The sequence below is a fragment of the Pannonibacter sp. SL95 genome, assembly GCF_026672425.1.
GTDB lineage: Bacteria > Pseudomonadota > Alphaproteobacteria > Rhizobiales > Stappiaceae > Pannonibacter.
In genome coordinates, this window is sequence record NZ_JAPPRC010000003.1 from 1,309,946 (window position 1) to 1,328,966 (window position 19,021).

Annotated in this window: 19 protein-coding genes; 13 read left to right on the plus strand and 6 right to left on the minus strand. The window is 63.7% G+C overall.

Going from position 1 to position 19,021, the window contains the following annotated elements:
* Positions 1-291 precede the first annotated feature (291 nt).
* A complete protein-coding gene (locus OVA12_RS06720; protein WP_268135652.1) occupies positions 292-711 on the plus strand; it encodes a flagellar assembly protein FliX in 420 nt (139 codons plus the stop codon).
* A gap of 152 nt (positions 712-863) precedes the next feature.
* Entirely contained in the window at positions 864-1,280 is a 417-nt protein-coding gene (dksA, locus tag OVA12_RS06725; RefSeq protein ID WP_268135654.1) for an RNA polymerase-binding protein DksA, read from the plus strand.
* Positions 1,281-1,509: 229 nt separating this feature from the next.
* Here the strand turns inward: dksA and flgH are convergent, their stop codons facing one another.
* From flgH to OVA12_RS06745, 4 genes are read right to left on the minus strand one after another with little or no spacing between them, the layout of a single operon-like run.
* On the minus strand, positions 1,510-2,268 hold the full coding sequence (flgH, locus tag OVA12_RS06730; RefSeq protein WP_442793819.1) for a flagellar basal body L-ring protein FlgH: 759 nt from the start codon (positions 2,266-2,268) through the stop codon (positions 1,510-1,512).
* Positions 2,265-3,260: a flagellar basal body P-ring formation chaperone FlgA gene (gene flgA, locus OVA12_RS06735; protein WP_268135656.1), complete on the minus strand. Its 996-nt coding sequence runs from the start codon at positions 3,258-3,260 to the stop codon at positions 2,265-2,267. The genes flgH and flgA overlap by 4 nt, the downstream gene beginning before the upstream one ends.
* A gap of 11 nt (positions 3,261-3,271) precedes the next feature.
* Positions 3,272-4,051, minus strand: a complete 780-nt coding sequence (gene flgG / locus OVA12_RS06740) for a flagellar basal-body rod protein FlgG (protein ID WP_268135659.1) — start codon at positions 4,049-4,051, stop codon at positions 3,272-3,274.
* A gap of 18 nt (positions 4,052-4,069) precedes the next feature.
* Positions 4,070-4,810, minus strand: a complete 741-nt coding sequence (locus tag OVA12_RS06745; RefSeq protein ID WP_268135661.1) for a flagellar hook-basal body complex protein — start codon at positions 4,808-4,810, stop codon at positions 4,070-4,072.
* A gap of 276 nt (positions 4,811-5,086) precedes the next feature.
* Between OVA12_RS06745 and OVA12_RS06750 the strand changes: the two genes are divergently transcribed.
* The 5 genes from OVA12_RS06750 (at position 5,087) to OVA12_RS06770 (ending at position 12,514) form a co-directional block, all read left to right on the plus strand.
* The gene (locus OVA12_RS06750) at positions 5,087-5,587 is read left to right on the plus strand and encodes a flagellar basal body-associated FliL family protein (RefSeq protein ID WP_268135663.1); all 501 of its coding nucleotides are present in this window, start codon (positions 5,087-5,089) and stop codon (positions 5,585-5,587) included.
* Positions 5,588-5,635: 48 nt separating this feature from the next.
* The gene (gene fliM, locus OVA12_RS06755) at positions 5,636-6,829 is read left to right on the plus strand and encodes a flagellar motor switch protein FliM (RefSeq protein WP_442793852.1); all 1,194 of its coding nucleotides are present in this window, start codon (positions 5,636-5,638) and stop codon (positions 6,827-6,829) included.
* A complete protein-coding gene (locus tag OVA12_RS06760; protein ID WP_268135667.1) occupies positions 6,826-7,560 on the plus strand; it encodes a DUF6468 domain-containing protein in 735 nt (244 codons plus the stop codon). The genes fliM and OVA12_RS06760 overlap by 4 nt, the downstream gene beginning before the upstream one ends.
* 303 nt (positions 7,561-7,863) lie before the next feature.
* A complete protein-coding gene (locus OVA12_RS06765; protein WP_268135669.1) occupies positions 7,864-8,346 on the plus strand; it encodes a MotE family protein in 483 nt (160 codons plus the stop codon).
* Between the two features lie 100 nt (positions 8,347-8,446).
* Positions 8,447-12,514 carry a hypothetical protein gene (locus tag OVA12_RS06770; protein ID WP_268135671.1) on the plus strand — a complete coding sequence of 1,356 codons (4,068 nt, stop codon included), beginning with the start codon at positions 8,447-8,449 and terminating at the stop codon, positions 12,512-12,514.
* Between the two features lie 24 nt (positions 12,515-12,538).
* Here the strand turns inward: OVA12_RS06770 and fliP are convergent, their stop codons facing one another.
* Positions 12,539-13,345, minus strand: coding sequence for a flagellar type III secretion system pore protein FliP (fliP, locus tag OVA12_RS06775; protein ID WP_268135673.1), 807 nt, complete (start codon positions 13,343-13,345; stop codon positions 12,539-12,541).
* A complete protein-coding gene (locus OVA12_RS23880; RefSeq protein ID WP_326493890.1) occupies positions 13,342-14,397 on the minus strand; it encodes a hypothetical protein in 1,056 nt (351 codons plus the stop codon). Before OVA12_RS23880 ends, fliP begins: the two co-directional genes overlap by 4 nt.
* A gap of 1,224 nt (positions 14,398-15,621) precedes the next feature.
* Between OVA12_RS23880 and flgB the strand changes: the two genes are divergently transcribed.
* From flgB to flhB, 6 genes are read left to right on the plus strand one after another with little or no spacing between them, the layout of a single operon-like run.
* Positions 15,622-16,023 (plus strand): flagellar basal body rod protein FlgB, encoded by a 402-nt coding sequence (flgB, locus tag OVA12_RS06785; RefSeq protein ID WP_268135677.1) that lies wholly within the window; start codon positions 15,622-15,624, stop codon positions 16,021-16,023.
* 11 nt (positions 16,024-16,034) lie between these two features.
* Complete coding sequence (flgC, locus tag OVA12_RS06790; protein WP_268135679.1) at positions 16,035-16,445, plus strand: flagellar basal body rod protein FlgC; 411 nt, start codon at positions 16,035-16,037, stop codon at positions 16,443-16,445.
* Positions 16,446-16,472: 27 nt separating this feature from the next.
* A complete protein-coding gene (gene fliE / locus OVA12_RS06795; protein ID WP_268135681.1) occupies positions 16,473-16,784 on the plus strand; it encodes a flagellar hook-basal body complex protein FliE in 312 nt (103 codons plus the stop codon).
* Between the two features lie 36 nt (positions 16,785-16,820).
* Complete coding sequence (gene fliQ, locus OVA12_RS06800; protein WP_268135684.1) at positions 16,821-17,087, plus strand: flagellar biosynthesis protein FliQ; 267 nt, start codon at positions 16,821-16,823, stop codon at positions 17,085-17,087.
* Positions 17,088-17,100: 13 nt separating this feature from the next.
* A complete protein-coding gene (gene fliR, locus OVA12_RS06805) occupies positions 17,101-17,874 on the plus strand; it encodes a flagellar biosynthetic protein FliR (protein ID WP_268135687.1) in 774 nt (257 codons plus the stop codon).
* Between the two features lie 7 nt (positions 17,875-17,881).
* Complete coding sequence (gene flhB, locus OVA12_RS06810) at positions 17,882-18,961, plus strand: flagellar biosynthesis protein FlhB (protein ID WP_268135689.1); 1,080 nt, start codon at positions 17,882-17,884, stop codon at positions 18,959-18,961.
* The last annotated feature ends 60 nt before the right edge of the window (positions 18,962-19,021 follow it).

Genomic DNA, 19,021 nt, shown 5'->3' on the forward strand with positions numbered 1-19,021 from the left:
TCCGGACATGAGTTTTGCCACCCCCTATGCGAGAGGCGTGCCACATTCTGCGCCTGTGTCCGGCCGATGTCTTAAGCGCTTGTCAATGTTGGTTAATTTTCTGCAAATGCAGGAGTTGTGCATCCGGCCGGGGATAGTCTGTCCTGGCTTTCGCGGCAAAAGTTGCCGGGGCAGGGGGGATGCCGTAGTCTTGGGGGGAAGAAATTGACGGGTGGCTGCACGGCGGATCGCTTTGGCTGTGGCACGGTCCGGTCCCTTGCTCCAAAACACAACTTCCTGAAGGGCGGCGTCATGCGCATCACGGGCAATACACCCATCTCGACTGTTCAGGGCAAGGGCGGCAAGAAGCGCGTAGGCGGCGGCGGGGACGGGTTTTTCCTGTCGTCCGAAGGCGAGGCAACCTCGGCTTCCACGACGAGCTCGGCTTCGGCGCTCGGCGGAATCGACGCGCTCCTCGCGCTGCAGGAGATGGAGGTCGCGCCCGATGACCGCGACATTGCCAGCCGGCGCGGTCATTCTCTGCTGGATGCTCTGGATGCACTCAAGGCAGATCTGCTGGGTGGCCTCGTTCCGGATGCGCGCCTGGAAGACATGGTCAGCGTGCTCAAGGACCGGACGCCCAGTGGTGACGAAGGTCTCGACAGCGTCATCGACGAGATCGAACTTCGTGTCCGGGTTGAGCTTGCCAAGCTTGGCAAATTCCCCGAGTGAGCCGGCAAAGCATGGGGCCTTGTGGACCCTCGTGAATCTTAACCTTTTGAAATCAAACCGGAAACCGTTAACATTTTTTTGAGGAATAGCCGTTGTACCCGCTGCCGACGAGGGATATATTGCGCCCGTCCTAACGGTAACCGGAGTTTTCGATGACGGTTGAACTTGAGTCTGATTATCGACCTTCCGAGGACGAGCCGTTCATGAATGATCGGCAGCGCGAGTACTTCCGCAACAAGCTGATCTCCTGGAAAGAGGACATCCTGCGGGAGAGCCGCGAGACGCTGGCGCATCTTCAGGAAGAAAGCACGAACCACCCTGACTTTGCGGACCGTGCTTCCTCAGAGACCGACCGCTCGATCGAACTGCGGGCGCGTGACCGCCAGCGCAAGCTGATTTCGAAGATCGATGCCGCGCTGGAGCGGATCGAGGACGGCAGTTACGGTTACTGCGAGGAGACGGGCGATCCGATCTCGGTCAAGCGCCTGGACGCCCGGCCGATTGCGACGCTGTCCATCGAGGCGCAGGAAGCCCATGAACGCCGCGAGAAGGTCTATCGCGACGATTGACCTGACAATCCGCGACCGAATTTGAGAAAGCCCCGGACTGGCAGAGTCCGGGGCTTTTTTGTTGTTTGCCGTGTGAAGCGGGCCGTGGGGAGCGGCGCGCTGCGGCAACAAGGTGAGAGCGGGCACGGCGCTCGGGGAGCGAGACGCCGTGCCCGCCATCAGACAGCCTGAAGCTCGAGTTCTTCAGGCTGTCCGGGGGACTGCATGTTCGGGGAATGATGGGGAAAGGTCAGAAGGGCAGGAGGATATCCATGACCTGAGCGCCGTAGCGCGGCTGTTGCACGTCGGTGATCTGGCCACGGCCGCCGTAGCCAATCCGCGCTTCTGCGATCTTCTCGCTGGCGATGGTGTTGTTGGCCTGAATGTCCTGCGGGCGCACGACACCGGCGACGACCAGCTCGCGAACTTCGAAGTTCACACGGACTTCCTGGCGGCCCTCGATGACCAGATTGCCGTTGGGCAGAACCTGGGTGACGACAGCTGCCACGGTTGTTTGCAGCACCTCCTTGCGGTCGATGGTGCCATTTCCTTTGAAGTTGGATGCGCCGTTCAACGTGGCGAGGTTGCTGGAGCTGACACCAGCCGGCAGGAACACGGTGTCGATGGCCGTGCCGAGGGCACCGCCGGCACCAGCTGAATCCGAGCCGGTGCGGGTGCGTTCGGTCTGATTGTCGAACTGCGCGCGGTCGGAAATCGTGACCAGAACCGTCATGAGGTCGCCGACGCGGCTGGCACGCTGGTCCTCGAAGAAGGCGCGGTTGCCCGACTTCCACAGCGAGTTCGCATTATAATGTGCCGGCTGCGGCGCAGGCATCGGCATCTGTACCGGACGGTAACCCGGCATGGTGGTCGGATCCTGAATGGCGTTGAGTGCGGGCTGTTGGCCGACCTGGGCCAGCTTGTCGGCAGTGCCGCAGGCCGCAAGTCCGAAGCCCAGCAGGGACACGGTGGCGAGGGTCGTCAAAGGACGGAGCGGATGACGGGTCACTGGGCAGTCTCCTTGACCGGGGCTCCGTCGAGGGCTGCAACGGCGCGCGGCGGGGTGCCAACGCGAACCTGGCCGCGGCCGATGACGGTTCCGGTAACAGTCCGGCGGGACTGGGTGTTCATGATATCGATGAGGTCGCCGACGGCGCCGCTTGCCATGGCCTGGCCCTTGGTCGTGAGGCGCATGGCCCCGACTTCGTAAACCAGGGTGACCTGGTCGCCTCGGGCGATGAGCTGCGGACGCTCGAAGTCGCCGCGTGACAGGGGGCGGCCCGGGCGAAGGTTGGTGCGGGCGGCAAGACCGGCGATGTCTTCGGCATCGGTGAGCGAGCGCGCCGGTACACGGGCCCGGGGCAAGCGCAGCACCGTCAGGTCTTCCGGCTTGATCAGCTGGCCCTTGTCGAGCGGCTGAGCCAGGGTCAGCACCGAGGTCATCTCGCGCGCGGTGCCGGTCAGCACCAGTTTGCGGGCCCCGTTGGCGGTGATCATCTCGACGGTCATGTCGAAGCGGCCGTCGTTGCGCGACCAGACGATCTGCTCAAGACGAACGGGCTCGGAGGCCGACGGGTCGACGTGCATGGCCTGCGGATTGCGGGTGAACAGGATGTCGAGATCTGCTGCCACCACATCCGGGTTCTGCGCCGCGATGGCATCTGCGGCCATGGCGGACAGCCGGCCGGCGTCCATCAGGATCGACTGGCGTTCGACGAGAACATCGCGCAGGCCGTCCGTGCTGGCAGCAACGAGACCGGCTGCGCGGGCGCGTTCGGCGACCACGGCGGCATCGACGCGGCCGCTGTGGCCAAGGTCCGGAGAGCGGAACAGCGGGACTTCGGCCAGAAGGCCGGCGTTGGAATAGAAGTCGCCAACGGTCACGACATCCGAGTTCACCGACACCTGCGACCGCAGCACCGGCGTGCCGGCAGCCGTTGCCGGCACGATCGCGAGGACCGCGGCGAGGATGGCGAAGGCTGCCACGAGGATTTGACGCATCAGACCCTCCCTTACCGGATGTTCGTGGTGGTGGAGTACATGTCGTCAGCGGCCTTGATGACGCGGGAGTTCATCTCGTAGGCACGCTGGGCGGCGATCAGGTCGGCAATTTCAGAGACGGCCTCGACATTGGCCATTTCGAGGAAGTTCTGCTGCAGGCTGCCGAAGCCGTCCGCGTCGGGGTTGCCGACCTGTGCGGCGCCGCTTGCCTCAGTTTCCAGGAACAGGTTGTCGCCGACCGCTTCCAGGCCGGATTTGTTGACGAAGCGGGCCGTCTGGATCTGGCCGAGCTGCTGTGCCACGCCGCCGACGATCGCCTGGACCGCGCCTTCGGCCGAGATGGTGACGTCGCGGGCATCCTGCGGGATCACGATACCGGGCAGGACGGAGTAACCGTCAACCGTGACCAGCGTGCCGTTGGCATCGCGCTCGAATGAGCCGTCGCGGGTGTAGGCAGTGGTGCCGTCCGGCATCTGGATCTGGAAGAAGCCTTCGCCGCGAATGGCGACGTCGAGCTCCTTGCCGGTCTGCTGCAGGTTGCCCTGGCTCATGATACGGGCGGTGGCGGCGGTCTTCACGCCGGAACCGATCTGCACGCCGGTCGGCACGATGGTGCCGTTGGCGGAGGTGTCCGTGCCCATGCGGCGCAGGTTCTGGTACAAGAGATCCTGGAAGTCGGCGCGCTGGCGCTTGTAGCCCGTGGTCCGCATGTTGGCCACGTTGTTGGAGATGACTTCGACGTTCAGCTCCTGGGCCTTCATGCCCGTGGCGGCAATATGGAGTGCCTTCATCTGTCAGTTCTCCTGCCGTCAGGCCTGGCTCGAGCCGAGGCGTTCGATGGCCTGGCGGGCCAGGTCATCGGTGTCCTTGAGCATCTTGGTCACGGACTCGTACTTGCGGGTGATTTCGATCATGTCGGCGATTTCGACAACGCCCTGGACGTTGGAATCCTCAAGGCCGCCCTGGATCACGCGCACCTTGCCGACCGGTTGCGGCGTCTCATAGGTGACGAGATTGTTGCCGATGGCGATGGCATTCTGGGGCTGGTCGATTGCCACGAGGCGCAGGCGCCCGCGGGGGCCGAGTTGGGTCGAGATCGTGCCGTCGTCGGCAATGGTGATCCGGCCGTCCTCACGGGTGAAGTTGATCGGCCCGCCTTCGGTCAGGATCGGGCGGCCTTCTGCCGTCACCAGCTGGCCGGTGTTGTTGAGGTGGAAGGCGCCGTTGCGGGTGAAGGCCTCCGTGCCATCTTCCATCTGCACGGCGAACCAGCCGTCACCATCGACAGCCACGTCGAGCTCATTGCCGGTCAGCCGGATGCTGCCAGCGAGGAAGTTCGTGACAGTGCGCGAATCCTGCACGTAGGACAGCTTCAGATCGCCGCGCGGGAAGGCCGTCGCCTCGGCGACCGGCATGACATATTCTTCAAAAATCAGACGCTTTGCCTTGAAGCCGGATGTGTTGAGGTTCGCGATGTTGTTCGCGGTCACGTCCATCTGGCGTCGCAATGTGATCTGACGCGACAGGTTGATGAGCTGCGCGTTTTCCATGTTAACGATTCCTTTGCTCCCCGAGGGACGCCAAACCTCCCCAGGCCTGCCGTCCGAGCCCTACACAGCAGGAACCGTGCCAAAATCGAAATCATTGAAAAGAAATCATAAAAATTTCCGGCAGGTCGCAGGGCGGCAAATAAGTGAGGAAAAAATTAACCAGTCGGCAACACCTGCCGGGTGATGGGTTAAGGGTTTGGTAACCACTCGTTAACCATTAACCCTTTAGAAACCTTTTACGCGCGCGTGACGGGTGCGAGGCAGGCGGGGCATTGCATGGCTGCGGAAGCTGAAGCCGAAGGCGAAGACGGCGAAGAGGGCAAAAAAGGCCTCGGCAAGAAAAAACTCATCATCATTGGCGCTGGCGGGCTGGTTGCCCTTCTGGCGATCGGTGGCGGAGTGTATTTCTTCCTGTTCGCGGGCGGCGAAGATCCGGCGGCGGACCCCAATGCACCGCCAGTGGTCGAGCAGAAGCCGGTGATGTTCTACGAACTGCCGGAAATGACGGTCAATCTGTCAACGACTGGCCGGGCGACCTACCTGAAGGTCAGGATCGCCCTGGAGGTGGATGACCAGGCGATGATCGACCGGATGACGCCGTTGCTGCCACGCATCCTTGATGCGTTCCAGATCTACCTGCGCGAATTGCGTCCGGCGGATCTGGAGGGGTCGGCAGGTCTGTTCCGGCTCAAGGAAGAACTGCTTCGGCGCATCAACATGTCGGTCTATCCGGCAAAGGTGAATGCGGTGCTGTTCAAGGAAATCCTGATTCAGTGATGGTGCGGCATGGCTGACGACGACGACGACGATCTGAGTGATGCCGATATGGCAGACGCCTGGGGCGCCGCGCTGGCGGAGCAGGGCGTTGGCGATGATGACGACGACCTAGCCTCGGCGTGGGGTGCCGCGCTTGAGGAGCAGGGCGTCGGCAACGCGGACGACATGGCGGCCCAATGGGCGGCGATGATCGACGACAGCGAGCCGGAGCTGGAAAACGCGACGCGCGGCGCCGATCGTGTGCTGAACCAGGAGGAAATCGACAACCTCCTCGGCTTCAACATCGAAGACACGATCGCAGGCGACCAGAGCGGCATCCGGGCGCTGATCAACTCGGCGATGGTGTCCTACGAACGCCTGCCGATGCTCGAAATCGTGTTCGACCGCCTTGTGCGCCTGACCACGACGTCGCTGCGCAACTTCACGTCCGACAACGTTGAAGTGTCGCTCGACTCGATCTCGTCCGTGCGTTTCGGTGACTACCTGAACTCGATCCCGCTGCCGGCGATCCTTGGCGTGTTCAAGGCCGAAGAGTGGGACGGGTTTGGCCTCGTCACGGTGGAATCGAGCCTCATCTACTCGATCATCGACGTGCTTCTGGGCGGTGGGCGCGGCACGACCGGTATCCGTGTCGAAGGCCGGCCCTACACGACCATCGAGACCAACCTCGTCCGGCGCATGCTGGAGCTGATCCTCACTGACGCCGAGCATGCCTTCGCGCCGCTCTCGCCAGTGCATTTCAGTCTCGAGCGTCTGGAAACCAACCCGCGCTTTGCGGCGATCTCGCGCCCGGCCAACGCGGCCATCCTTGTCGAGCTGCGCATCGACATGGAAGACCGGGGCGGCACCATCGAGATCATGATGCCCTATGCCACGCTCGAGCCGATCCGCGATCTGCTCCTGCAGATGTTCATGGGCGAAAAGTTTGGCCGTGACCCGATCTGGGAAGGCCATCTTGCGAGCGAAATTCACGCTGCGGAACTTACGGTTGACGCGGTGCTCTACGAGACGTTCCTGCCTCTGGGCCGGGTGCTCAGCTTCGATGTGGGGCAAACGCTCGTTTTCAATGTGGAACCAACCGATCCAATCACCATCAAATGCGGCAATGTGCCCCTCACGGAGGGTACACTCGGACGAGTTGAGGATTCGATCGCGATTCGGGTCACACGCAGCCTGAGGCGGCCAAAGATGACGTTGGCGGCCTTTGAGCGTGCGATGCAGAAGGAAATGGAAAGCACATGAGCCCCCTGCCAATCGGAATGATCATCGAGAGCCTGGTGGCGGTCCTTCTAGTCGTCACCATCGGGTATTGCTGGATCCTGAATCGCCGGCTGCAGCGCCTGCGTGCCGACGAGGAAACCCTGCGTGCAACCATTTCCGAGCTGATCACAGCGACGGAAATTGCCGAGCGCGCCATCCTCGGCCTCAAGGCAACGGCCAATGATGCGGACAAGACGCTTGGCAGCCGCCTGTCCCAGGCCGAGCAGATGTCGAAACTGCTGGCCGACCAGTTGGGCGAGGGCGAACAGGTCCTGACCCGGATCGCGCAGATTGCAGAGGCCGCCCGCACCGCGCATACGGCCGAGACCGCGCGCCGTTCGGCTGAGGAGCAGGCGGAAGCTGCCCGTCAGGCTGCCGTTCAGGCTGCCCGGACCGCACCGCAGCCGCAGCCGTCCTACGCTGCGCCGCGCCAGCCAGCGCCGTCCTATCCGGCGCCGCAACCGCGACCGACCGCACCGGCCTATCAGCCGTCGGCTGGCAGCCAGTTCCGTCAGCCCCTGTCGCAGCCGCACGCACCTGTCCAGTCGCAGGCTCATGTTCAGGCCCCAGTGCAGGCTCCCGCCGTCCAGCCGGCAGCACCGATTGCGCCCTCCCAGGCGGGTGTTTCGACACGGGATATTCGCGCAGCGGCAGCTGAGGCGACTGCTCGCCTTGAGCGCTTCCGCAAGAAGTCGGAGGAGGCCGCAGCTTGACACTCCGCCTGCTTCCCATTGTCGGCATAGCGGCTTCGGCGCTGCTGGGTCTCAAGGTGCTCGGGCTTTTGCTCGGGCACCCGACGACCGTTTTGCCGATTCAGGAAGCGCAGGCGCAGGCTCCTGCCGCCAACCAGACACCGCCGCCACCGGCAGGCCAACCGCCCGCTGGACAGCCTCCGGCCGCAGCAGCACCAGCTGATCCGGCTGCGCCGCCGGCCGATCCGGCTGCGTCTGCAGCTCCACCAGCCGGCCGATGGCGCGGCGCCCCCGGCTGATCCGGCGGCCGCTGCAGCCCCGCCGATGAGTGCGCCAAGCGACATGGAGATCGGTGGATCGGCAGCGGAACGTGCCGTTCTTGAGAGCCTTGGCCAGCGTCGCCGGGCCCTTTCCGACCAGGAGGGGCAACTGGACCTGCGCGAAAAGCTATTGCAGGCAACGGAAGATCGCGTGCAGCAACGGGTCGATGAGCTGAAGGCTCTTGAGCAGAAGATCGAGCAGGCGGTCGACGAGAAGCGCAAGCAGGAAGAAAGCGAAGTAGCAGGCCTGGTGGTCATGTATGAAAACATGAAGCCCAAGGACGCTGCCCGGATCTTCGATCGTCTTGAGCTCGAAATCCTGCTGAAGGTCGTCCGGCAAATGAAGCCGCGCAAGATGGCGGATATTCTCGCCAAGATGAACCCGGAAGCCGCCGAGAAGCTGACGGTTGCCATCGCCAGTGGTGACACGGAGAAAACGGCCAATACGTCCGCGCCGGCGCAGCTTCCGAAAATCGGTTCAAACTGACAGACCCGGCCAGTTTAAGGACTGGCCGTAAGGCCGCGTTAAGGCCAGCGCCCTAGGGTTAGGCGTGATGCCGAGCGAGAGGATAACCCTGACTTTGTGGATGTTTTTGAGGCAAGCGCATGAGTTCGCCTCGTCAAGGGGCCCATGGGTCGCCCGGGGGAGCCTGGAGCGAAATGCCTCTGCTTTTGCCTGGTCCTTCCTGATCCTTCTTGCCCTGGTTCTCTATGCCGCGCCGCTGTCCGTCGCCCGCGCCGAGAATCTGACCATCGTCGATCTACAGGCCAAGGCTGAAGAAGGCTATGGCCGGATGATCCTGACCTTCAAGGACAAGACGCTCCTGCCGCACTACGACGCGACCGTGACCAGCGGCGTCCTGCGGATCGCCTTTGAAGAGCCCATTGCGATCAGTGTTGATGATGTTACGTTGCAGCTGGCGGACTATGTCGCCATTGCCCGCCGGGATCCGGACGGCAGCGCCATCCGTTTTGCCTTGAAGGACAAGTACCGCATCAACACGCTGGAGGCGGGCGAGAAACTGTTCGTCGATATCCTGCCCGCGAACTGGCAGGGCTTGCCGCCGGGGTTGCCGGACGATGTGGTGCGTGAACTGGCCCGCCGTGCGGAAGAGGCGATGCGCCAGGTGCGTGCGCTGGAGCAGGCGAGGCTGAAGGTGGAGGAGGGGCCGCGCGTCAATCTGCGTGTCGGCGAACATCCGACCTTCACGCGGCTTGTGTTCGACTGGACCGTCCGTTTCGATACGTCGTTCGTGCGCGAGGACGATATCGTGCGCGTGACCTTCAACCAGGCCGCCCAGCTCGATGTCAGCGACCTCAGGGCGCATCTGCCTCCCGGCGTCGTGGATGCGACGTCGTTTCTTGACGGTGGCAAGCTGAAGTTCCTCATGCGGATCGATCCGACCGCCGACATCCGCGCTTTCCGGGAAGAGCAAACTTACGTCATCGACATTACCCCGACCGAGGGGCGCGTTGGCGATCCGGTGAATGATGCGATCAGCGCGGCGATGAATGGCCGGCCGGCCGGCGCGCAAGGCCTGATTGTCGCGCCCGGATCAGGCGCGGGCAATGTGCCGCCATCGACACCGGCGGCGCCGCCGGCCGGTCAGGAGCCGGCACCGGCAGCTGGTGACGTCCCGAAGTCCGATCCCGAGTCAATCCCCAAACCTGGCGCCATCGCGCCGCCAGTGGTGCCTCTTCCTATCTTGGCAGATGCCGGGCCGGTGACGGACCCGGCCTTTCCGCTTCCAAGGGCCAAGCCTGTTGCAAGTGTCCTGGCGGCTCCCGACGTTCCCGTTGGCGCGCCATTGCCTGACGCGGGCGATCCGGCAACGGTCGCCTCGGTGCCGCTCGTTGAGCCGACGGTGGAGGCCGCGCCGCAGAAGCCGAGCGCGCCGGCAAATACAGTCATTGCGCAGGCTTCTCCGGCGGCTCAGAGTGCCGGTCCGCGTGTCCTGAGTGCGCAGAAGGACTTCGGAGACCGGATCATCAATGCCGTTCCGCTGGATCCGATGCCCTTCATGGCGACAACGGTTCTCTCGGATGCAACGCAGGAAACGCGGCCTCAGGTGCTCGAAGGGGTCAGGATCCCGCCAGCCATCGACCTGCGGCAGCCGTCGCCCTCAACCGCTGCCGATCCCTGGCGCGCCGCTGGTGGGGCGTCGTCCGGCGGATCAGGAACAATACCGGAGCCAAGGCCGGAAGCCCCGACACCGGAGAGCCTGCCGGCAGACGCGGCGGAGGCCGTTCGCAACTTCGTTGCTGCCGAAGCGCGCCGGATCGGCAACACGGTGCGCGTGGTGTTTCCCTTCCGCGAGCCGGTTGCAACCTCCGTGTTCCGGCGCAACGATTCCATCTGGATGGTGTTCGACACCAGCGTGACCATCGACATCCGCGCCATCCGCTCCGCTTTGCAGGACGTGGCGACCGGCATCGAGATGAAGGAATTCGGCGACTATCAGGTGCTGCGGGTTGATGTGACCTCGGCGGCCCTGGCGACCGTCGGGGCCGACGGCAATGCCTGGAACCTGGTTGTCGGCGACATGATCGTCGAGCCGTCGCGGCCGTTGGCGGTGGAGCGCAACATCCGCTCGGACGGTGGCAACGTGTTGCGCATTCCCTTCCAGAAGCCGCAGCGGGTGCGCACCCTGACGGATCCGTTTGTTGGCGACACCATCATGACGGTGACCGGGTTCGGCCCGGCGCGCGGACTACTCAAGCCACAGCGCTTTGTGGATCTAGACACGCTTGCCTCAGCCCATGGTATCGCGATCGTGCCGCAGACCGACGGCGTGGTGCCGGAGCTCGCCGGGGATGACGTCATCCTTCAACGCGACAAGGGACTGACCCTGTCGAACGGCAACCTGCGCGGTTCGCGCGTTCTCAACACCATCGTTGATCCGAACCAGCCCAACTACGTGGACTTTACCAGCCTTGCGACCAAGGACGAGGAAGAGTTCATGAAGCGGCGGATGGAGCTGGAGACGGCCCTGACCAACGCGCCCGAAGAGCGCCGCCGCGGACCGCGCATGGATCTGGCCCGGTTCTATCTGGCGCATCTCCTTCCCTTTGAGGCGATGGGCATGATGCAGCTCGCGATGGAGGAGGAGCCGGCGCTGGCGGAGGAGAGCGCGTTCAACCTCATGATGGGCGCGGCGCAGACGCTGGCCGCGCGGCCGCTGGAAGCGCATCCGCACCTCAACCGCCCGGACCTGAAGAACAGCCCCGATGCCGCCGTCTGGCAGACCATCGTCGAGGTTTCGCTCGGCAACTGGCCGGATGCGCGCATTTCCATGCCACGCGGCCGCGCTGTCATCGGCAACTATCCGGTGAGCATCCAGGCCGAGTTCAACATCGCCGCGGCGCAGGCCATGGTGGAGCTGAACGACTTCGGCATGGCCAATGCCATTCTGGCGGAAATCGAGCCGGCCCTGATCTCGCCGGTTCAGGCCGCGCGCTATGACCTTCTGCGTGGCCGGGTGGCCGATGCCTCTGGCCGTTCGCTCGAGGCGCTGACGGCCTTCGATCTGGTGGCGCGGACCGACGACCGGCCTCGCGCTGCCGAGGCGACCTATCGCGCCCTGCGCATCCGCCATCGTGACGGTGAGCTGACCACGGACCAGACCGTTGAAGAGCTCGCGGCGCTGGCAACGTGGTGGCGCGGTGATGAGGTCGAGCTGAAGACGCTGCGCTTCCTCGCGCAGCTGCAGGCGGAGCGGGGCAACTACCGCGAGGCCTTCGAGGCGATGAAGCTGGCGGTGCAGTCGGATTCGGAATCCGAGACCACGCGGCTGCTGCAGGAAGAAATGAACGCCCTGTTCGCGACCCTGTTCCTGGACGGCAAGGCGAACGAGATGCCGCCGGTCAAGGCACTGGCGCTGTTCTACGATTTCCGCGAGATGACGCCTCCGGGCCGTCAGGGCGACGAGATGGTGCGTGGCCTGGCCAAGCGCCTGGTTGAAGTGGAGCTGCTCGACCAGGCCAGCGCGCTGCTGCAGCACCAGGTCGACAACCGGCTGAAGGGGGCCGCGCGCGCGCAGATCGCGGCGGATCTGGCTGCGATCTATCTGATGGATCGCAAGCCGGAAAAGGCGCTGGGTGTGCTGAACCGCACGCGTCAGGCCAATCTGCCCTCAACGCTGGAGCGTCAGCGCAATGTGGTCGAGGCGCGCGCTCTGACCGAGAGCGGACGTCCGGATCTGGCGCTTGAGCTGGTGCGCAACATGCGCGGTGGCGAAGTGGACCGCCTGCGTGCCGACACGTTCTGGGCGGCGCAGAGCTGGCGTGAAGCCGGGGAACAGCTTGAGGCCATGTACGGGTCTCGCTGGTCCGACACGATCCCGCTCGAACAGATCGAGCGCAATGACATTCTGAAGGCGGGGATTGCCTACTCGCTCGCTGGCGATCAGCTCAGCCTCGACCGTCTGCGGACCAAATATTCGCCGAAGATGTCGGACAGTCCGGAATCCTTTGCCTTTGATGTGGTGACACGTCCGATCGAGGCGCAGGGTGTGGAGTTCCTCGAGGTCGCCAAGGGCCTCGCCGACATCGATACGCTCAGCACCTTCATGGAAGAATACCGCCGCCAGTACATGACGCCGGAGGCGGCGGGCAACGGCGGAGCGCTGGCCGATGCGCAGGCGTCGAACGGCTAGGCGCGGCCAGTTGGCGCGCGCGTCCTAACCGCCGGTGCCGAAACTTCGCACAAGACTGCCGGCCACCAGGTTCCAGCCGTCCACCAGCACGAAGAAGATCAGCTTGAACGGCAGCGAGATGACCACGGGCGGCAACATCATCATGCCCATGGACATGAGGATCGAGGCGATCACGAGGTCGATGATCAGGAACGGCAGATAGAGCAGGAAGCCGATTTCGAAGGCGCGGCGCAGTTCGCTGATCATGAAGGCGGGGATCAGCACCTGGAACGACAATTCCTCGGGCGTCTCCGGAGTGGTCTGGCCGGACAGTTCCTGGAACAGCGCCAGATCCTTTTCGCGGACCTGCGAGCGCATGAAGGCGTGGAACGGTTCCGAGCCACGTTCAAACGCCTGCTCGAATTCGATCGTGCCTTCAACCAGCGGCTTGACGCCCTCGTCATAGGCGAGCTGCAGCGTCGGGGCCATGATGAAGGCGGACAGGAAGATCGCCAGCGAGATCATGACCGAGTTGGGCGGGGCAGTCTGGAGGCCGATGGCCGAGCGCAGCAGCGACAGCACGACGACGATCCGGGTGAAGCACGTCACCATGATGAGGATCGACGGTGCGAGGCTGAGGATGGTCAGCAGGGCGACCATCTGCACCGCGCGCTCGGTGACGGTGGTGCCCTCGCCAAAGCCGATGGTCACCTGCTGTGCATCCGCGTGTCCGGCGCCAAGCAGGAAGACGGCGATCCCGGCAAGGGTTGCCAGGCCAGCCAGAGCATATCGGACCTGGCTGCGCCGGCGGCTTCTGCCTGCCGGTGCAGCCTGATGGCCGAGGCCGGTCATTTACGCCCTTGCACGCCGATTTCGGACAGAAGACGTGCCATCTCTTCCTCGATCGCGTTGACACCCGCCTCGTCGCGCGTGGCAACGGGAGCCTCGATCGTCGGGATGACAACCTCCGGAGCGTCGGCAACCGGATCCTGCAGATCGGCGGCGGTCAGGCGGATTTCCGGGATGACCTGCGACAGCTTTGAGGCGGGGGCTTCGGCCGGTGCTGCGACCTCGATCTCCTCGCCAACGGTCAGAGCTGCGAGTGTTGCAGCCGAGGCGACGGTTTCTGCCGAGGCTTGCTTGGGCTCCGGACGGACGTCGATCTCGAAAATGTCGTCGCCGGCACCAGACTGCGGGTCTGCGTCGTCAGCGGCGGTCGCAGGTTCTGCAGCCACGGGCTGGGCTGCTACGAGCGGCGTCAGGCGAACGTCAGTGGACAGGCCGGCCGCGGGACGTGCCAGCGGAGCGGCGGGGGCTGAAAGGTTCAAAGAGACCTCGGCCATGACCGAAGCCGCTGCGGGCGCTTGAGACGCAGCAGCCTCCGGCTTTGCGCTCACGGCCTGGGGGCGCGGCTGGGCCGGGAAGCCGCCGAAAGTCTTGACGCTTGCCGGAGCTGAAACAGCCGGAGCCGCAACTGCCGGAGCAGCGGGCGCAACCGGGGCTGGGCTCACGTCCGGTGCCCGTGCAGCCGGTGCTGAGGTGGTCACGACGGGAGCCTGCACCTCGGCCTGGGCTGCCGTTTCAACGGCTGCAACGGGTGCTGGATCGATTGCGACGGCAGGCGCTGCCTGCTGCGCAGGCGGCGTTCCATTCGGGAAAGCGGTGCGTGCGCGTGCGGCCGGACCGGACGACGGCGGGGTCAGTTGCCGCCGGACTTCGGGTTCAGCCGGTGCGGCTGTACGCTCAGACGACTTGGACAGGCTGCGCGCGAGATCGGCGACAGCGGCGCGCATGGCTGCAACCGATGCGCCTGCCTTCGACGTCAGATTGGAAGCGGCTGCGGCGATGGCTTCGCCCGCAATGGCGGCCGCGCGCGGAGCTTCGACGGGTGCGGCGGTGTCCATGGCTTAGCCGGACAGCGGTCTGCGCGGGGGCCTGTACTGGTTGCGGTGTGCTGCGGCGGAGCGGCTCGGTCAACGCGGCGATGCGGGGGCGCAGCGACTTCACATTGTCGCTGTCGTCTACCTCACGCGCGGTCTGAGCTGGCTCGATCCGCGGCGAATTGTTCCGGCTGCGCAGGGCGGCGAGGGCTGCCTCCTGGGCTGTCTGACGCAAGGAAGACGGGCGCGGCTGCACGGGAGCGGCCGCCTGGGTGCGGTCCTGTCCGGGAGCGCTGCCAAGGTCTGCAGCCGGATGAGAGGTGATCTCGGCCATCTGCTGGGACGCCGGTTGATACTGGGCAGCGGCCGGCGCCGCAGCCACGGGAGCCGCAACCATCTGCGGGGACTGCTGCGCAGGCGCGCTTGCAGCTGCAACGGGTGCCGGCGCGGTCGGCCAGTTTGGCTGCGCGGCATAAGGCTCCGGCTCGCCTTCAAAGGGCGGCGAGCCAAACTGCGGTGCGGGCTGGCCGCCACGCGGATAGCTGGCGGAGACCGGGTTGCCCCGGACGATCGCCTGTTCCACGACCACGTCTGTCGGTCCGCCAACGAGGATCAGATGCTCCACATTGTCACGGCGCACGAGCAGCAGCCGGCGCCTCTGGTCGATGTGCATGGCATCCATCACCGCGATGCGCGGCTGGCGGTTGCGGCCGGTCGAGATCCGGTTTCCGGTCAGTTGCCTCAGTACGAAGAGAACGAGACCAATCAGGCCGAACACAATGGCGAGGGCGATGATGAAGGACATCGCCCGTGCGATTCCGTCTCCCACGCCAAACGTTTCCGCGATCCATTCGTACATGCGAACCTCTTGAAGCCGAGTGAGGGCCTGCAGTTATTCCGTCAGCCGGACGCACTGTCCACTGGCCAGCGGCCTTCCGTGTCGTGTGCAGATACCATCTGGAGCCGGTCAGGTATACTCTTGCGTCGTTGTGCGGAGCTTGCCGACAGCGTGACACCCGAGTCGGCCCTTGTCCGAGCGATGATTCTGTCTGTTCGTTAGCCAAGATTAACATTGCCCGGCAGAATTTGCCGAGCGCAGCCGACGCTAAGCGGCAGAAAATGCCGCAGAAATCCATGATTTCCACCGAAATGCGGCGGAAGTTCGAAAATGCAATATGCGCGACCTTAACCTTTCGTTAACGATTTGATCGGCAACACTTGCCTATTCGTTAACAAATGGTGACTCGCATGGCCTTGTCGGACCTTTCGATGTTCCGGGCGTTGAAATCCAAGATGCACTGGCACCAGTCGCGTCAGGGCGTCCTGTCGGAGAACGTCGCCAACGCCGACACGCCGGGTTACCGGGCCCGCGACATGAAGGCCTTCGACCTCGACAAGCTGGAAAACACCGGCAGCGAGGGCCTGTCGACCGCGATGACGCAGAAGAACCACCTGGCGGGGTTCATGACCGCGTCGTCGAACAAGAACACGCGCATCGACACGTTCGAGGTCACGCCGGACGGCAACAGCGTGTCGCTTGAAGAACAGATGATGATGGTGACGGCCAACCAGATGGACTACCAGGCCGTGACCACCCTCTACACCAAGAGCATCGGGCTCATCCGCATCGCCCTCGGCAAGTCGGCGTAAGGAGCACTGCCATGGATCTGGTCAAGTCCCTGTTCATTTCGGCATCTGGCCTGAAGGCGCAGAACGGCCGTATCCGCGTCATCGCGGAAAACATCGCCAACGCGGATTCGACCGGCAGGACGCCGGATGAAGACCCCTATCGCCGCAAGATCCCGACCTTCAAGAACCAGTTCGATCGGGAACTGCAGGCCGAGACGGTCGCCCTCGGCCGTATCGAGGAAGACCGGTCGCAGTTTCCCACCCGCTACGAGCCTGGCCACCCGGCCGCCGATGCGACGGGCAACGTACGGATGCCGAATGTGAATTCGCTGGTGGAGAGCGTTGACATGCGCGAGGCGCAGCGCTCTTACGAGGCGAACCTGAATGTCATCGAAGCCACCCGCCGCATGTTGCAGCGGACCATTGATATCCTGCGCGGCTGAGTGCCGGTGCGCTGAGGAGACGTAGCCATGTCCATTCCCTCGATTGCGGCCAACGCCTATCAGAACATGTCGCGGCTGACCAAGCCGATCGCGGCGGAAGTCTCGCCCGATCCGTCCGGTGGCGTCGACTTTGGCGGTCTCGTCCGCGAGGCCGTGAACAACGTCGTCGATGGGGGCCGCGAGGCCGACAAGATGGCGCTGGGGTTGGTCCAGGGCAAGGCGGACGTGGTCGACGTGGTGACGGCGATTGCCGAAACCGAAGTCGCGCTGGAGACGATGGTCACGGTGCGCGACCGTGTCATTGCGGCCTATGAAGAAATCATGCGCATGCCGATCTGATCGGCATTTGGTGCAGGACTAACCCCGGGGACAGGCATGACCGGACCTGAAGTCATGGACGTGGCGCGCGAGGGCATCTGGACCCTCGTGCTTCTGGCTGCGCCGACGATGGTGGTCGGGCTGGTCGTCGGCGTCATCATTGCCCTGTTCCAGGCGCTGACGCAGATCCAGGAAATGACCTTGGTCTTCGTGCCGAAGATCCTCGCCATCTTCATAACCATGGTGCTGACGTTGCCATTCATGGGCAGCTTGATGAGCACCTTCATGGCGCGGATCAGCGAACTCATCCTGTTGACGGGCTGACGGGAGGCAGGCGGTGACGCTGGAACTGTCCTTCCTGCCGGGCATCGCGGCCATGTTCATGCTGATGTTCGCAAGGCTCGGCACGATGGTGATGCTGTTGCCGGCGCTCGGGGAGAGCTCGATCCCGGCGCGCATGCGGCTGAGCATCGCGCTCGCCCTGACGCTCGTGCTCTATCCCATCGCATCCAGCAGCTATCCCGCCGATCTCATGACCAACCTGCCACGTCTCGGCGTGCTTCTGGCGGGGGAGTTCATGATCGGCTTTGCCGTGGGGCTGACGGCGCGCATGATCACCTCGGCGCTGCAGACGGCCGGCACGATCATGGCCAGCCAGATCGGACTGTCCTTTGCGATGGGATCGGACCTGACCAACTCGGGTCAGCAGGGCGCGTTGATCGGCAACTATCTGTCCATCCTAGCTGTCACGCTCATCTTCGTGACCGACGCGCATTTTCTGGTCATTGCGGCGCTGCATGACAGTTTCAAGCTGTTTCCGCCGGGCAATCTGATGCCTATCGGCGACATCACGAAGGTTGCTGTCGATACGTTTGCCTATATTTTCTCGATCTCGGTGCGCATGAGCGCGCCCTTTATCGTTGTCGGTCTGGTCTTCTATTTCGGTCTTGGCTTGCTCAACAAGCTGATGCCTCAGATGCAGATCTTCTTCATTTCGATGCCGGTGAACATCACGCTCGGCATCGCGCTCCTGCTGGTCCTGATCGGTACGATCATGAACTGGTATCTCACCCACTTCGCCGAGCAGATCGGCCGATTCACGGCGGGGTAGGAGCGCGATGGCTGACGAAGGTGATGATACCGAGAAAACTGAGGACCCCACGCAAAAACGCCTCACGGAGGCGATGGAGCGAGGGGATGTGGCGAAATCCCAGGAAGTCTCGACCTGGTTCCTGATGGCGGGAACGGCAATGGTGATTGCCTTCTTTGCCCCGACGGCCACGCGTGATCTGGGCGCGCATCTGAAATGGTACATCGAGCAGGCCGCGACCATACCGGCTGATGGCAATGCGCTGACGGATCTCCTGTGGGATGTGGGGCTTGCCATGGCGGCCGTGCTGGGCCTGCCGTTCCTGCTGCTGTTCCTGATGGCAGTGGCGGGCAACATGGTGCAGCACACGCTGATCTTCAGCGCTGAAGCGTTGAAGCCGAAGCTGTCCAAGGTGTCGCCCATGGCGGGCTTCAAGCGGCTGTTCTCGTCTGAAAGCCTGATGAATTTCGTCAAGGGCCTTCTGAAGATCACCGTTGTCACCGTTCTGATGATTGCGGTGTTGTGGCCGCAGCGGGACCGGGCGGAGACGATCATTTTCGCGCCCGAGCTGATCATGCTGGAAGAAACGCGCCAGCTGGTGCTGCAGCTGATCGGCGCGATCCTGGCGGTGATGACCATCGTTGCGGCCGGCGACTACCTGTGGCAGCGGCGCAAGTGGTTCGAAAAGCAGAAAATGAGCCAGCGCGAGATCAAGGAAGAATACAAGCAGACTGAAGGTGATCCGCAGATCAAGGGCAAGATCCGTCAGTTGCGCATGGAACGCAGCCGCCGCCGCATGATGGCAGCCGTGCCCCAGGCCACCGTGGTCGTCACGAACCCGACCCACTATGCCGTGGCGCTGAAATATGACGAGGGCATGGGCGCGCCGCAGTGTATTGCCAAGGGAACGGATGCGGTCGCGCTGAAGATCAGGGAAGTTGCAAAAGGGGCAAATGTTCCGGTGATTGAAAACCCGCCGTTAGCTCGTGCCCTTTATGCCAGTGTCGAAATTGACCAGTTCATTCCGGAAGAACACTACAAGGCGGTCGCGGAAGTCATCGGATTCGTTTACCGGATGCGGAAAAGCCGGAGCTGGCGCGGGAATTAGCTCGTCGCGAGTTGAATTTCACCGCCGCCCGCAGAATGCTGGCGCATGGACCGAATCCCG

Bases quoted from the DNA above. Each gene is read 5' to 3' on its own strand.
- fliP (WP_268135673.1), bottom strand. From the start codon at position 13,345: ATGACCGGCCTCGGCCATCAGGCTGCACCGGCAGGCAGAAGCCGCCGG.
- fliM (WP_442793852.1), top strand. From the start codon at position 5,636: ATGGCAGACGCCTGGGGCGCCGCGCTGGCGGAGCAGGGCGTTGGCGAT.
- flgA (WP_268135656.1), bottom strand. From the start codon at position 3,260: ATGCGTCAAATCCTCGTGGCAGCCTTCGCCATCCTCGCCGCGGTCCTC.
- fliE (WP_268135681.1), top strand. From the start codon at position 16,473: ATGTCCATTCCCTCGATTGCGGCCAACGCCTATCAGAACATGTCGCGG.
- OVA12_RS06760 (WP_268135667.1), top strand. From the start codon at position 6,826: ATGAGCCCCCTGCCAATCGGAATGATCATCGAGAGCCTGGTGGCGGTC.
- flgB (WP_268135677.1), top strand. From the start codon at position 15,622: ATGGCCTTGTCGGACCTTTCGATGTTCCGGGCGTTGAAATCCAAGATG.
- OVA12_RS06765 (WP_268135669.1), top strand. From the start codon at position 7,864: ATGAGTGCGCCAAGCGACATGGAGATCGGTGGATCGGCAGCGGAACGT.
- flhB (WP_268135689.1), top strand. From the start codon at position 17,882: ATGGCTGACGAAGGTGATGATACCGAGAAAACTGAGGACCCCACGCAA.
- dksA (WP_268135654.1), top strand. From the start codon at position 864: ATGACGGTTGAACTTGAGTCTGATTATCGACCTTCCGAGGACGAGCCG.
- OVA12_RS06745 (WP_268135661.1), bottom strand. From the start codon at position 4,810: ATGGAAAACGCGCAGCTCATCAACCTGTCGCGTCAGATCACATTGCGA.
- OVA12_RS23880 (WP_326493890.1), bottom strand. From the start codon at position 14,397: ATGGACACCGCCGCACCCGTCGAAGCTCCGCGCGCGGCCGCCATTGCG.
- OVA12_RS06750 (WP_268135663.1), top strand. From the start codon at position 5,087: ATGGCTGCGGAAGCTGAAGCCGAAGGCGAAGACGGCGAAGAGGGCAAA.
- OVA12_RS06770 (WP_268135671.1), top strand. From the start codon at position 8,447: ATGTTTTTGAGGCAAGCGCATGAGTTCGCCTCGTCAAGGGGCCCATGG.
- OVA12_RS06720 (WP_268135652.1), top strand. From the start codon at position 292: ATGCGCATCACGGGCAATACACCCATCTCGACTGTTCAGGGCAAGGGC.
- flgG (WP_268135659.1), bottom strand. From the start codon at position 4,051: ATGAAGGCACTCCATATTGCCGCCACGGGCATGAAGGCCCAGGAGCTG.
- fliQ (WP_268135684.1), top strand. From the start codon at position 16,821: ATGACCGGACCTGAAGTCATGGACGTGGCGCGCGAGGGCATCTGGACC.
- flgC (WP_268135679.1), top strand. From the start codon at position 16,035: ATGGATCTGGTCAAGTCCCTGTTCATTTCGGCATCTGGCCTGAAGGCG.